Source organism: Nocardia sp. NRRL S-836 (assembly GCF_001279525.1).
Taxonomy (GTDB): Bacteria; Actinomycetota; Actinomycetes; order Mycobacteriales; family Pseudonocardiaceae; genus Lentzea.
The window spans coordinates 18,365-31,520 of the sequence record NZ_LGDY01000145.1 but is presented as its reverse complement, the minus strand read 5'-3'; the positions used below and the strand labels follow the sequence as shown (position 1 = coordinate 31,520).

The 13,156-nt window shown below is 72.1% G+C and carries 11 protein-coding genes; 2 read left to right on the top strand and 9 right to left on the bottom strand.

The window, feature by feature from the left end; genetic code table 11:
* The coding region (locus ADL03_RS39790; protein WP_157529687.1) for a serine/threonine-protein kinase at window positions 1-1,181 on the bottom strand (1,181 nt) is incomplete at its 3' end.
* A 203-nt stretch (window positions 1,182-1,384) separates the two neighbouring features.
* On the opposite strand from ADL03_RS39790, the gene ADL03_RS39785 reads away from it, so the two are divergent.
* Both ADL03_RS39785 and ADL03_RS39780 read left to right on the top strand, forming a co-directional pair.
* On the top strand, window positions 1,385-1,678 hold the full coding sequence (locus ADL03_RS39785) for a hypothetical protein (protein ID WP_157529686.1): 294 nt from the start codon (window positions 1,385-1,387) through the stop codon (window positions 1,676-1,678).
* On the top strand, window positions 1,675-2,409 hold the full coding sequence (locus ADL03_RS39780) for a hypothetical protein (protein WP_053738827.1): 735 nt from the start codon (window positions 1,675-1,677) through the stop codon (window positions 2,407-2,409). The genes ADL03_RS39785 and ADL03_RS39780 overlap by 4 nt, the downstream gene beginning before the upstream one ends.
* Before the next feature lie 17 nt (window positions 2,410-2,426).
* Here ADL03_RS39780 and ADL03_RS39775 read toward each other — a convergent pair whose 3' ends face one another.
* The 8 genes from ADL03_RS39775 to ADL03_RS39740 all read right to left on the bottom strand — a co-directional run bounded on the left by ADL03_RS39775 (window position 2,427) and on the right by ADL03_RS39740 (window position 13,155).
* Window positions 2,427-4,298, bottom strand: a complete 1,872-nt coding sequence (locus ADL03_RS39775; RefSeq protein ID WP_197289066.1) for a glycoside hydrolase family 3 protein — start codon at window positions 4,296-4,298, stop codon at window positions 2,427-2,429.
* Window positions 4,299-4,311: 13 nt separating this feature from the next.
* Window positions 4,312-5,898, bottom strand: a complete 1,587-nt coding sequence (locus tag ADL03_RS39770) for a glucoamylase family protein (protein ID WP_053738825.1) — start codon at window positions 5,896-5,898, stop codon at window positions 4,312-4,314.
* A gap of 37 nt (window positions 5,899-5,935) precedes the next feature.
* Window positions 5,936-6,763 carry a carbohydrate ABC transporter permease gene (locus tag ADL03_RS39765; protein WP_053738824.1) on the bottom strand — a complete coding sequence of 276 codons (828 nt, stop codon included), beginning with the start codon at window positions 6,761-6,763 and terminating at the stop codon, window positions 5,936-5,938.
* 1 nt (window position 6,764) lies between these two features.
* On the bottom strand, window positions 6,765-7,670 hold the full coding sequence (locus ADL03_RS39760; protein ID WP_053738823.1) for a carbohydrate ABC transporter permease: 906 nt from the start codon (window positions 7,668-7,670) through the stop codon (window positions 6,765-6,767).
* Window positions 7,667-8,941: a sugar ABC transporter substrate-binding protein gene (locus ADL03_RS39755; RefSeq protein WP_053738822.1), complete on the bottom strand. Its 1,275-nt coding sequence runs from the start codon at window positions 8,939-8,941 to the stop codon at window positions 7,667-7,669. Before ADL03_RS39755 ends, ADL03_RS39760 begins: the two co-directional genes overlap by 4 nt.
* A 47-nt stretch (window positions 8,942-8,988) precedes the next feature.
* Complete coding sequence (locus ADL03_RS39750; RefSeq protein ID WP_053738821.1) at window positions 8,989-10,020, bottom strand: LacI family DNA-binding transcriptional regulator; 1,032 nt, start codon at window positions 10,018-10,020, stop codon at window positions 8,989-8,991.
* Window positions 10,021-10,273: 253 nt separating this feature from the next.
* The gene (locus tag ADL03_RS39745) at window positions 10,274-12,511 is read right to left on the bottom strand and encodes a tetratricopeptide repeat protein (protein WP_053738820.1); all 2,238 of its coding nucleotides are present in this window, start codon (window positions 12,509-12,511) and stop codon (window positions 10,274-10,276) included.
* Window positions 12,457-13,155, bottom strand: a complete 699-nt coding sequence (locus ADL03_RS39740; protein WP_053738819.1) for a hypothetical protein — start codon at window positions 13,153-13,155, stop codon at window positions 12,457-12,459. Before ADL03_RS39740 ends, ADL03_RS39745 begins: the two co-directional genes overlap by 55 nt.
* Window position 13,156 lies beyond the last annotated feature (1 nt).

Sequence of the window (13,156 nt, the reverse complement as noted above, 5' to 3'; positions counted from 1 at the left end):
GGGCCGGGCTGACCGCCCGGCGGCGTTGCGGAGGCGGCAGGACCGAGCTGTCCGCCCGCCGGGATGGCGTCTCCGGGTTGTCCACCCAGCGGTACCACGGGCGCGGCGAGTCCAGGTTGGCCACCGGGCGGTGTCCCGGGCGCAGCGGGTTCGGGCGGTCCGCCCGCCGGGGTGGCGTACCTGGGTTGTCCACCCAGCGGTGCCGCGGGCGTGGCGAATCCAGCTTGGCCGCCGGCAGCTGCCGCGGGCGTGGCGAGTCCAGGTTGGCCACCGGGCGGTGTGCCGGGCGCAGCGGACCCAGGCGGTCCGCCCGCCGGGGTCGCAGGCAGGCCGACCGCGGGTTGTCCACCCGGCGGGGTCGCGGAGGTGGCCAGAGCGTGCGCCGCGGCCCGTGCGAGCGCCCCGGCGGTGACATACCGGTCGGCGGGGTTCTTCGCCATGCCCTTCGCGATGACGTCGTCCAGCGCCGGTGGGACGGCCGGGTTCAGCGGGGACGCCCTGGGCGGCGTTTCCCTCATGTGTGCCCAGATCTGGGCGGCGGTGCCGTCCGCGGTGAACGGGCGGCGGCCCGCCAGGCAGGTGAACAGGACGCAGGCCAGGGCGTACACGTCCGCGCGGCCGTCGACCGGGCCGCTCTCGAAGCGTTCCGGTGCCATGTAGTCGAGGGTGCCGACCACCGAGCCGGACGCGGTCAGGCCCGTCGCGGACGGCGAGACGCTGCGGGCGATGCCGAAGTCCACCAGGTACACGAAGTCGCCGGAGGTCACGAGGATGTTCGACGGCTTCACGTCGCGGTGCACCAGCCCGTCGGCGTGGGCGGCGTCCAAAGCGCTCGCCACCTGCTCGACGATGCGCACGGCCCGTGCCGGTTCGATCGTGGTCCCGTGCACCAGGTCCGACAGGTCGGCGCCCTCCACCAGCCGCATGTCCAGGTAGAGCCGGCCGTCGATCTCACCGTAGGCGTGGATGGGGATGACGTGCGGCTCGCGCAGCCGTGCGACGATCCGCGCCTCGCGGCGGAAACGGGCGCGGTACTCCTCGTCGTCGTGGTAGCCGGGCGACAGCCTCTTGAGCGCCACGAACCGGTCGTGCGCCATGTCGTAGGCCCGGTGCACCTCGCCCATCCCGCCGCGACCGAGCAGCTGCTCGATCCGGTACGGCCCGAACGTCTCTTCCGTCATCGTCCTCGTGTCCCGAGCGCCTTGTCCGTTCGAGTCGACGCGCGCCGGCCGGTGCCGGTTCCGCCGCGGGCAGCCTACAAACCCCGCGGGCGGGCCGGTTCGACGAGGACGAGGTCGCCGCCCTCGCGGATGTTTTCGCGGCCCCGAATCCCTGGCCCGCGAATCCGTGGCCCGCGGACCACTCCCCCGGCATACTCCGCCCCATGGACGAAACTGCCTTACCCAAACGAACCTCGGAGAGCGCGGAGCCCGGCCAGGTGATCCCGCGGAAACCGGCGGCTGACAAGGCGGCCACGGACGTCCGGCCGCCGCACGCGAGCGAGGTGGCCGAGCGGATCGCCGCGGGCATCGCCGCCGATCTCGCCGAAGCCGTGAAGGCCGATCCCGGGCAGTGGGCGCGGGTCAGCGAGCGGGACCTGCTGGTCTGGATCGCCGAAGACACCAGGGCGGCGCTCGCCGAGCTCGCCGCGCACGGCGTGTCGGAGGACGGTCGATGACGTCCATGGTGTTCGCCCTGCGCGCGCAGCTCCGCCGCACCGTGCGCCAGTCGGTCCGGCGGTCCTTCACGACCGCGGTACCCGTCATCCCCCGCGGGCAGGACTGGGCCCGGTGGGCGGACTTCCTGACCCAGGACGTGGTCCAGCCGCTCCTGACCGAGATCACGGCGCCGGGATGGCTGCACACCTGGCTGCCGCAAGCCTCCCCGGCAGGCAACAACACCCCGGCAGGCGACGACACCCCGGCCGGCAACAACACCCCGGCCGGGACGCCTCCGGGTGGCTCGGACAAGCCCTCCGCCGACACGTCGAGGCAGCTGTCGGTCGCGACCCTGCTGGACATGATGATCAGGAAGCAGGGGCAGTACCTGGTGCACCGCACCTTCAACCGGGCCGTCGGCGAGCTGTGGGAGGGCACCGTGATCGATGCCGGCTACCCCGCGGGGACGCTCGACCCGAACGCCCCGCCCGGCATCTACGCCGTCCCCGGCCTCGTCGGCGTCGAGTACGGGAGCTGGTGCGTGATCTTCAAGAAGGGCGCGCCAGGCCACTACTTCACCTCGGTCGCGGTGACCGCGGATGCCAAGAACACGAACAAGGACGAAATGATCTGCATCCGCGACATCGAGACCTCCGCCGCGCACGGCTGGTGCACCGTCGAGGACGTGCTGGAGGCGAAGAAGCAGTACGACGCGCACAAGAAGGCGGCGGGCACGTCGAAGCAGAAGTGACCTGACGCTGTCCCGTCCTAGTCCCGCTCACCGCCGGGGAACAGGCCGTGGCCGAAGGGGAACAGCGGGTGCCCGTAACCGGCCACGTCCTCCGGGTGACGCCGGACCTGCTCCATCGACCGCGGCAGGTCGAACGGCAGCCGGCCCTCCGGCGGGTGGACCCCCGTCAGCGCGTCGGCCAGCGCCTCGTCGGTGGTGCCGTAGCTGACCACCAGCGTCGAGGCGATGTCCAGCAACGGGGTCAGCACCGCGGCACGGTCCAGCGTCACGTCCACGACCAACGGGCACGCCGCGGCGATCCGGGCGAGGCGGGCGGGCAGTCCCGGCGGGAAGTCGAGCGAGCCCTGGTGGAACCACGACTCCAGGAACAGGTCCGACCGCGGGTCGAACGGGGCCATGAGCCGCACGAGCGCCACGTCGGCCTCCTCCGGCGTGGCGACGACGGTTCCCAGCCGTGCGGCGACCTCCGGCGAGACGTTCTCCACGTAGAGCTTCAGCCCCGGCCGCAACGGCAGCCCCGCCGCGTCCCCGCCCAGCTCCAGGACGGTGACCGACCGGGCCTGCGCCACGTGGCCCTCGTCGCGGAAGTCCTGCCGTCCCACGACTTCCGCTGCCCTGTCCTCGTCCACGAACGGGTTGTCGAAGAGGCCGAGGCGGAACTTCACCGCGAGCAGCCTGCGGGCGGACTCGTCGATCCGCGCCTCGGTGACGCGGCCCTGGGCCACCAGGTCGAGCAGCACCTCGACGCACTCCTCACCGCCGAACTGGTCGGCACCGGCGGCGAGGATGAGCTCCATGCGCCCGTGCGCGTCGAGGTGTTCGACGCCCCAGGCGCGCGCGGGGAGCACCTTGTCGCCGACGTGGTTGTCCATGACGAGCTCCCAGTCGGTGAGCACCACGCCGTCGAAACCGAGGCGGTCGCGCAGCATCCCGGTGACCACCTGGCGGTTGTAGCCGAACCCCACCTCCTCGACCGGCTCGCCGTCGACCTCCAGGCCGACCGGCATGCCGTAGTAGGGCATCACCGCCGCGGTGCCCGCCTCGATGACCGCGCGGAACGGCGCGAGGTGGTCGTCGAAGCGGCCGCCGGGGTAGACCTGCTCGCGGCCGTACGGGAAGTGCGCGTCCTCGCCGTCCTTCTGCGGGCCGCCGCCGGGGAAGTGCTTGCTGGTGCAGGCGACCGACTCCGGTCCGAGCTCGGGGCCCTGGAACCCGCGCACGTACGCCACGGCCAGCTCGGCCGTCAGCGCGCTGTCCTGCCCGAACGTGCCCGCCTGCCGGGCCCACCGCGGTTCGGTGGCGAGGTCGATCGCCGGGTGCAGGGCGCACCGGATGCCGGCGGCGACGTACTCCTGGCGGGCGATGTCCGCGAACCGCTCCACGAGCCCGGGGTCGCGCAACGCGGCCAGCCCCAGGGACTCGGGCCACTGGGAGAACGCCTTGGCGGTGAAGGAGACACCGGCGTTCTCCAGGAACGCGTGCCGCGGGTCGGTGGAGATGGTCACCGGGATGCCGTGCGGCGTGCTCTCGGCGATGAGCTGGAGGTTGTTGTACCAGCGCGCCGCCATCCGCGCGTCGTGCAACGCGTGCACGTTGAAGTGCGACAGGTGCTTCTCCCGCACCACCACGCTCGTGGGCGACTTGCTGATGGCGCCGGGCGCCTCCTTCACCGTGCCGTCCGCGCCCGCCTCGATGACGGTGTGGAACAGCAGACCTGCCTTCTCCCGCAACGAAAGGCGCCCCAGCAGGTCCGCCACGCGTTCGGCCACCGGCCGCCGCGGGTCCTCGTAGGGGTCCATGACGCCGTTGCCGTTGAGGTCGCGGTACTCGACGCCGTCCTCGGAGATCAGCCGCACGGGCCGCATGCCTTTTCCTCCCACACTGGTCACACCTGTCACCTGATCACACCCGGCTCGCGCCGAACTCCTCCACGCCGATCACCGGGCGGAGCGCGCGTTCGACCGCCGGTGTCGCGAACGACCGCCGGATCACGTCACGGCACAGCACGTTCCCGATCGCACCCATGACCATCGCCTGGTCCAGGGACAGGTAGCGGCGCGCGATCGTGCCCGACCGGACGGCGACCGCGTCGAAGAACCCGCCCCTGCCGTAGGCGCGCAGGTCCTCCTGGACGCGGACGAGGTTCGCGTACGCCTCGTCGCGTTCGTGCATCATCGCAAGGAACGCGGCGTGCGGGGTGACCACGCCGTCACCGAAGACCGGCGCCGGGGCGGTGGCCGGGCGGCACTCACCGAAGCCGGCGTCGTAGTTCGTCATCTCCTGGTCGGAGAAGTAGCCGTTGGCGGGGTTGCCCGGCTCGTTGCCCGGCCCCATGCCGAGCGCGTCGACGCCGTACTCGCGGTAGCCGCCGGCGGGGTTGCTGGCCGGGCTGAAACCCCAGAAGCCGTAGCCCGCCTCGATCAGCCCGTGCTCGCGCTGCGCGCGGACGTGCAGCGGGTGGTTGCGGCCCCACGACCGCGGCGCCCACTTGGCCTCGGGCACGAACACGTCCGGCATGAGCTCCTCGAACATCGACCCGCCCCAGCCGGGCACGATCCGCATGCCGCGGTAGGTGTAGGCGCCCTCGAAGACCTCGATGCCGTAATAGGTGCGGTTCTCCCCCACCGGCCGCATCTCGTGCCACGACCAGTCGCACGAGGCCGGGAAGGTCCGCCACATCGCGAAGTACTGCCGGGGCGGGATCTGGCCGGTGATGATGCCGAGGTAGCTGGTGATGCGCGTTTCCGACACCGTGGTGTCGTAGTGGTGCGTGGTCAGCCACACGGGGTCGCCGCCGATGTGCGTGCCCCGGTACACGCCGCCGGGCCGGTCGTGGTCGAACGGGAAGAACCCGCCGTGGATCAGCCCGCCCGGCCGCACGGGGTGCGCGGGGTCGTCGCCGGGGTTGTAGAAGGCGTCCCACCGCATGCGGGCGAAGAGCCGGCGCGCCAGGCCTGCTGCCGCCCGGTCGGCCCCGGCCACGACGAGCAGCGCCGCACCGAGCCAGCCGTTGTCCACACTGGAGCAGAACGGGTGCACCACCGTGCCCGTGCCCGGCCAGGAGCGCAGTGCGTCGCCGGTCTCCTCGTCGTACCAGTTGAAGTACATGCCGCTCGGCGTGTGGTGTTCCATCCGGTCCAGCGTGGTGAGCGTCCTGACCAGCCGCGCCGACGCCTCGTCGCGGGAGAGGAAGCCCAGCTCGCGGGCCACGACCGTTGACCACAGGTAGCCGCCGATGTTCGTCGGCGAGGTGTAGCCCGAGCGGTCGGCCGCCGCCAGCGACTCGGGGATGTTGTCCGCGGGCAGGCCCGTGCTCGACGGGGTCATGGCGACGAGGCTGCGCCACGTGTCCCTCGCCCAGCCCCGGATCCGGACGGGGTCGGCGTGCCGGGGCGCGGCCGAGGTGGTGGCCGGGACGGCGAGCGCGGCGGTGGTGGCCGCGCCCGCGACGAGCAGGGTCCGTCGGGTGATCCTGGCTGGCGAGGTCATGTGGGTCCCCCTACTGAACGAGTCCGCTGTGGACTCTTCACTTGATGCCGGTGGTCGCGATGCCTTCGATGAAGCGCCGCTGGAAGACGAGGAACACGAGCAGGACCGGGACGACGACGATGGTGGCCCCGGCGAGCAGCAGGCCGTACTGGATGGAGTTCTGGCCGGTCGAGTAGAGGGCGAGCGCGACGGGGAGCGTGTACTCGCTCTCCTGCTGCGCGACCACCAGCGGCCACAGGAAGTTGTTCCAGCTGCCCAGGAACGTGAGGATGCCGAGCGTGGCCAGCGCGGGCCCGCACAGCGGCAGGATGATCCGCGCGAAGATGCGCAGCTCGCTCGCGCCGTCGACGCGGCCGGCGTCGAGCAGCTCCCCCGGCAGGCCCGTCATGAACTGGCGCATCAGGAAGACGCCGAACGGCGAGACGAGGAACGGCAGGATCAGCGCGGGCAGCGAGTTCGCCAGGCCCGCGTTGACGACGAGCACGTACAGCGGCACGAACGTGACCACGCCGGGGATCATCAGCGTCGCCATGACGACCACGAACAACGCCCGTTTGCCGCGGAACTCCAGCATGGCCAGCGCGTAGCCGACCATGGAGCAGAAGAGCAGGTTCCCGGCGGTCACCAGGATCGCGACGATCGCCGAGTTGAGGAAGTACGTCCCGAACTGCAGGCGGGAGAACAGCTGCGTGTAGTTGTCCAGGGACGCGGCTTGTGGCAGCCACGTCGGCGGGTTGGCCCGGATCTCCCCCTCGCCCTTGAAGCTGCCCAGCACCATCCACGCGAACGGCGCGACCACGGCCAGGAGCGCGAGGGTGAGCGGAACGTAGAGCCACCAGCGGTTCGGTGTGCGCGTCGCGGTCATGTCAGCCCCTCTCCCGCAACAGGCGGAACTGCACGGCGGTGACGACCGCGATGACGACGAAGATCAGGTAGCTCATGGCGGAGGCGTAGCCGTAGTTGCCGAACCCGAACTGCCGGTAGGTGTACATCGACGCGGAGATCGTCGAGTTGAGCGGACCGCCGTTGGTCATGACGTAGGGCTCCTCGAAGAACTGCAGGTAGCCGATCGCCGTCGTGACCGAGACGAACAGCAGCGTCGGGCGCAGCAACGGCAGCGTGATGTACCGGAACCGCCGCACCGGCCCGGCGCCGTCGATCGACGCCGCCTCGTGCAGCGACGCGGGGACGGCCTGCAGCCCGGCCAGGAAGATGATCATTGCGGTGCCGAAGTTGCGCCACGCGGCCATGAGGATCAGCGCGGGCATCGACCAGTCCGGGTCACCGAGCCAGTTCGGGCCGTCGATGCCGACCCAGCCGAGCACGGTGTTGATCAGCCCGAACTCGTCCTGCAGCAGGAACCGCCACACCACCGCGACCGCGACGATCGACGTGATGACCGGGGTGTAGAAGCCGAGCCGGAAGAACGCGCGGAACCGCGTGATCCCCTTGTCCAGCAACACGGCGGCCGCGAGCGCGATGGCCAGCGTGAGCGGCACGCCGACCAGCACGAAGTACGCGGTGTTCAGCGCGGCCGTGCTGAAGAGCGGGTCGGTGAACGCCTGCACGTAGTTGTCCAGGCCGACGAAGTTCACGGCGAACGGCGTGCGCAGGTCGCGGTTGCGGGTGTCGGTGAAGCTCATGAAGAGCGACTGGACCACCGGCCAGGCCGTGAAGAGGCCGAACAGCAGGCAGAACGGGAGGATCAGGCCCCACGCCGCCCGCTCCGCCCCGCGCCGGCCGGTCCTGCGCGCCGTGGCGGGCGAGCTCACCGGCCGGTGCCGATGGACTCGGCCGACGCCTGCGCCGCCTTGAGCGCGGCGGCCGGGTCGGCACCGGACCGGGCCACCTTCTCGACCTCGGTGTCGAGCGCGGTGATCGCCTGCTCCCACGTGGCGAAGGTGGGCGGCGACTGCGCCGTGTCGAGCTGCCGGCCGAAGGTCGCGAGCTTGGTGTCGGCGGTCAGCGCCGGGTCCTGCCAGGCGCTCTTCACCGACGGCAGGTCCGTGGACCGCTGGTACCACTTCACCTGGGTCTGCGGGTCGGCCAGCCAGCGGACGAACTTCCAGGCGGAGTCGCGGTTGTCGGTCTCCTTGAAGACGACGAAGTTCGAGCCGCCGACGAAGCTGGACGAGGTCTTCTTCGTCGGCATCGGCATGACGTCGTACCTGTCCTTGAAGTCGGCGCCACCGAGCTTCTCCACCGCCGACATCATCCAGGGGCCGGAGATGAACATCGGCACCCGGCCGCTGACGAAGTCCGGCTCGGTCGTGGGCTGCGCGGGCGCCTCCCGGTCCGCGATGCCCTCGTTGAAGAAGGAGCCGTAGTACTGCAGCGTCTCCCGCATCTCGGGGCTGTCGAAGTTGTAGGCGGCGCCGTTGTCCTTGGTCAGCTGCGCGCCGTTCGACCACGCGAAGGGCAGCAGCGACTGCCACGAGCCGGTGCCGCCCGCCTGCAGGCCGATCCCGAACTTGGCGCCCGCCTTGGTCTGCATGGCCTTGGCCATGTCCTTGAGGCCCTGCCAGTCCTTCGGCGGCGTCTCATACCCCGCGGTCTTGGCGAGGTCCTTGCGGTAGTAGACGAGGCGCGTCTCGACGTACCAGGGGATGCCGTACGAGGTGCCGCCGACCTCCGTGGTGCGTTGCGCGCCGTCGAAGAACGCGCTCTTGTCGATCGAGGACGGTGTCGCGTCGAGCGCGTTCATGCCCGCGAACTCGCCCATCCACGTCGATCCGACCATGGCCGCGTCCGGTGCCTGGCCGGCGGCGATCGCCGAGGTGAACTTGTTGTGGGCCGCGTCCCACGGGATGGCGGTGACCTGGACGTCGACGCCGGGGTTCGCCTTCTCGAACTCCTCCGCGAGCGCCGGGAGCTTCTCGCCCTCCGCACCCATGGCCCAGACGGTGACGGTGCCCGTGGCGGGCCCCTGTCCGATGTCGGCACTCGACCGGCCACCGGTCTGGTCGTCGCCGCGCCCGCACGCGGCCAGCACCAGCACCAGGGCTGACAGGCCCGCGAGCGACTTGGCAGTCTTGCGCACCATTGGTTTCTCGCTTCCTTCCTGCGTTCGTCCGAAGTGGAGGGCGGTGGTCAGGCGGCCGGGCAGCCGCAGGAGGAGCGCACCACCAGGCGCGTCGGCAACGTCTGCGGCTGCGGTCGTGGCAGCTCACCGCTCACGAGGTCGTGCAGGCGGCTGGCGGCCAGCGCCCCGAGCTCCTGGACGGGCTGGCGGACGGTCGTGAGCCCCGGCCGCACGTACCGCGCGGTCATGACGTCGTCCCAGCCGGCCACCGCGACGTCACCGGGCACGTCCCGGCCCGCGTCCTGCACCGTGGTCATGACCGACAGCGCGAGCTCGTCGTTGGCGCACATCAGCGCGTCCGCCTCGTACTCGCCGGCCAGCAGCCGTTGCGCGAACGCGGCGCCGTCGGCCTCGCGCAACGCGACCCGGACCGGTTCCGCGGCGTCGAGCCCCCGGTCGCGGTGCGCGGCGACGTAGCCCGCGTACCGGTTGCGGATGTCGGGCCCGCTGTCCGGGTCGCCGACGAACAGAGCCCGCCGCCGGCCGTGGTCCAGCAGGTGCCCGGCGAGCTCCCGCGCGCTCTCCAGGTTCTCCGCGGAGACCGCCTCGACGCCGTCATGCGGCTCACCCGCGATGACGACGACCGGCTTCTTCGCGCGCAGCAACCGGACCACGTCACCGGAGATCGGCGCCGCACCGAACACGGCGATGGCGTCGACCCTGGTGGCGAGCTGGCGCACCGCGGCGGCCAGGTCGGTGCGGCTGTCGGTGAGCACGAGCACCACGGACTGGGCGAGCTCCGCCGCACGCGCCTCGAACCCCATGAGCAGCTCGGCGTAGTACGGGCCGGAGAGCTCGGGCAGGACGAGACCGTGCGCCTCGTGGTGCCGCACCGCGAGACTGCGCGCCGCCCCGAGCGGCACGTACCCGAGCTCCTCGACGGCGGCGAGCACCTTCTGCCGGGTGGGCTCGGACACGACCGTCGCGCCCTGCAACACCCGCGAGACGGTCGCGATGCTGACACCGGCGCGGTCGGCGACCGAGTAGATCGTCGCTCCCGCGGCCCTGGCCTCGGATGCGGCGTGGTCCTGCTTGCCCATCGTGCTGTTGCCACCCTGTCGTCGTTGACGTGATGTAAGCGCTTACATGTGACTGAATGTGATGTAAGCGCTTACATCAGGTTGTTTCGGCAAATATATGCACGAACGGACGCGCGGCACAAGGGCGGTGTGCGCCGGGCGGAGGCGGGTGGAATGCGAACGTGCAGGTCAGCGGCGGTGTACAACCGCCACAGGTCGGCCGATGATCTTCGCTGACAAGGCCAGGCCGGCGACAGGAACCCGTTTCCGGAGGTCAGCCCGAGTCCTCCGCACCGGCCGGACCGATCTGCGCGAGCAGCTCGGCGACCTTCCGCTCCCTGGCCGGGTCACCGATGCGGCGCAGCAGGGCCTGGGCGTCGGCCAGCACGTCCCGCGCCGCGTCCCGCTCACCGGCGGCGAGCAGGGTCTCCCCCAGGTCGGCCAGCGTGTTCGCCTCACCGGGGGTGTCGTCGATCCGGCGCCACAGCTCGGCGCTGCGCCGCAGGTTCGCGATCGCCTCGGGGAAGCGGTCCTCCGCCCGTTGCGCGAGGCCCAGCACGACGAGCGCGTAGGCCATGCCGTGGGCGGCGTCGAGCGGTTCCAGCACGGCGATCGCCTCGGCGAGGTAGCGGTGCTGGGTGGCCCGGTCACCGGTCTGGCCGTACAGCTCGGCGAGGTTGACGAGCTTGAGGCCCAGCGTCCAGTCGCGGCTGCCCAGCGCGCGACTGCGCTCACCGAGCTCGATCGCCTCCCGCACGGCACCGCCGAGCCGGAACGCGTAGCAGGCGTTGTTCAACGCCCTGGCCGTGCAGTCGTCGTCGCCGTGCTGTTCGAACAACGCGATGGCGGCCCGGATGTGCTGCCGCACCTGCTCGAAGTCGCCGTCGCCGCGGTGCGCGAGCTCCGCATCGGCACCGGCGAGGTCGCTGAGCAGGTACGCGTGGGTCAGCCGGTCCACGGGCGCGCGCAGGGCCGCCTGGCACACCTGCCGCCAGTCCCGCCACAGCCCGCGGGTGCGGTAGAACTCGAACAGCCCCACGGCGAGCGTCGCCAGCACCGGGTCGTCCGGGTCCGCCTGGGCTGCCGCCGCGACCACGTGAGCGCGTTCTCGCTCCAGCCACGCGTAGGCCGCCGCCGCGTCGGCGAACTCCGGCGTCCCGGCGAGATCCGGTGCCAGCGCGAACCGCGGCGAGCCGTGGCTGGACAGCACGAGTCCCCGCCACGCCACGCCCGCGTACAGCCGCACCACCCTGGTCAGCGCCTCCCGCGCCGACGCCTCGGCCAGGCCGGCGCCGTACACGCGCAGCAGGTCGTGCAGCCGGTAGCGACCCGGCGACGGCGCCTCCAGCAGGCAGGCCGCGGTCAGCCGTTCCAGCAGCCGTTCGGTGTCGTGCTCGGCGCGGTCGAGCAGCCGGGCGGCGACCGGGACGGACAGGTCGGGCAGGTCCGGCCAGGCCAGCAACGGGTAGGCCTCCGCCGCCACGCGGTCGACCGGCTCGTCGCTGCCCGCCAGGCCGTCGATCGACAGCGCGAAGCACGCCCGCACACCGGCCTCGCCCTGGTCGAGCTCCTCCAGTCGACGGCCGCCGGCCAGCCGTTCGGCCAGGTGGGACACCCGCCACGACGGCCGGGCCGCGAGCCGGGCACCGGCCAGCCGGACCGCCAGCGGCAGCCGGCCGCACCGGCGCACCACCTCGGCGGCCGCCCCGGGCTCCGCCGCCACCTGGTCGGGCGCGGTCGTCGCGAGCAGGGCGACCGCGTCCGGCTCGGTGAGCACGTCCAGCTGCACCTGCCGGGCCTGGCAGGTGAGCAACGCCCTGCGGCTGGTCACGATCGCCGCCGCGCCGACCGTTCCCGGCAGCAGCGGCGTGACCTGCTCGGAGTCGGCGGCGTTGTCGAGCAGCAGCAGCACCCGGCGGCCGGCCAGCTCGGTGCGCAGCCGCAGTGCCGCCTCGGACACCGTCGCGGGCACGTTCTTGCCGGCCACGCCGAGCGAGCGCAGGAACAGGCCCAGCGCCTCCAGCGGTGCCACCGGCGAACGTTCACCGTGTCCCTGCAGGTCCAGGTAGAGCTGCCCGTCCGGGAAGTCGTCGACGAGCAGGTGGCCGACGTGCACGGCCAGCGACGTCTTGCCGACCCCGCCCATGCCGCTGATCGACACCACCGCCGCGGCCGACCGGTCGCGCAGCAGGTCCGCGACCAGCGCGACCTGCGCGGACCGGCCGGTGAAGTGCGCGATGCCGGCGGGCAGCTGCCGCGGGGTGCCCGCGACCGGGCGGCGGGGCGTGCCCTTGCGGGACGCGAGCCGCACGAAGAGCTCCCGGTCCGCTCCCGCCAGGCCGAACACGCCGGCCAGCCGCTCGACCGTGACCGCCTGCGGGTACCGGCGGTCACCGCGTTCCAGCGCACCGACCGCCTGCTCGCTGAGCTGCGCCTTCTCCGCCAGCCCGTGCTGGGTCAGGCCGTGCGCGAGCCGGTGGTCGCGCAACAGCTCGCCGAACGTCCGATCCATCCCCGCCCCTCCACTCCCCTGCCCCCAGTCTGCCGGGTCAGGGGGCCGGAGGTGTGGGCTCCGGACCGCGCCGGTCCGCTTCCGGCGTTGCCGGACAGCAGGTCGACCGGCCCGGACGACGTCAACGGCACGCCGACGTCGTCCACGGAGAAGTCCGGAACCTGACCGGCGAGCGGAACGACAACGGCGAGCTGAGCTACCGCAACGGTCCCAGGCCACGAAGTGCGCGCCCAGGACCACGCCAGCCCGCTCCCGACGTTGCCGGACAGCGGACCGACCGGCCCGGACGACGACAACGGCACGCCGGCGTCGTCCACGGAGAAATCCGGAACCTGACCAGCAAGCGCGACGACAACGGCGAACTGAGCCGCCACAACGGTCCCGAGCCACGAAGTGCGCGCCCAGGACCACGCCGGTCCGCCCCCGACGTTGCCGGACAGCAGGCCGACCGGCCCGGACGACGACAACGGCACACCGGTGTCATCCACGGAGAAATCCGGAACCTGACCCGCGAGCGCGACGACAACGGCGAACTGAGCCGCCACAACGGTCCCGAGCCACGAAGTGCGCGCCCAGGACCACGCCGGTCCGCCCCCGCCGTTACCGGACAGCAGGTCGACCGGCCCGGACGACGTCAACAGCACG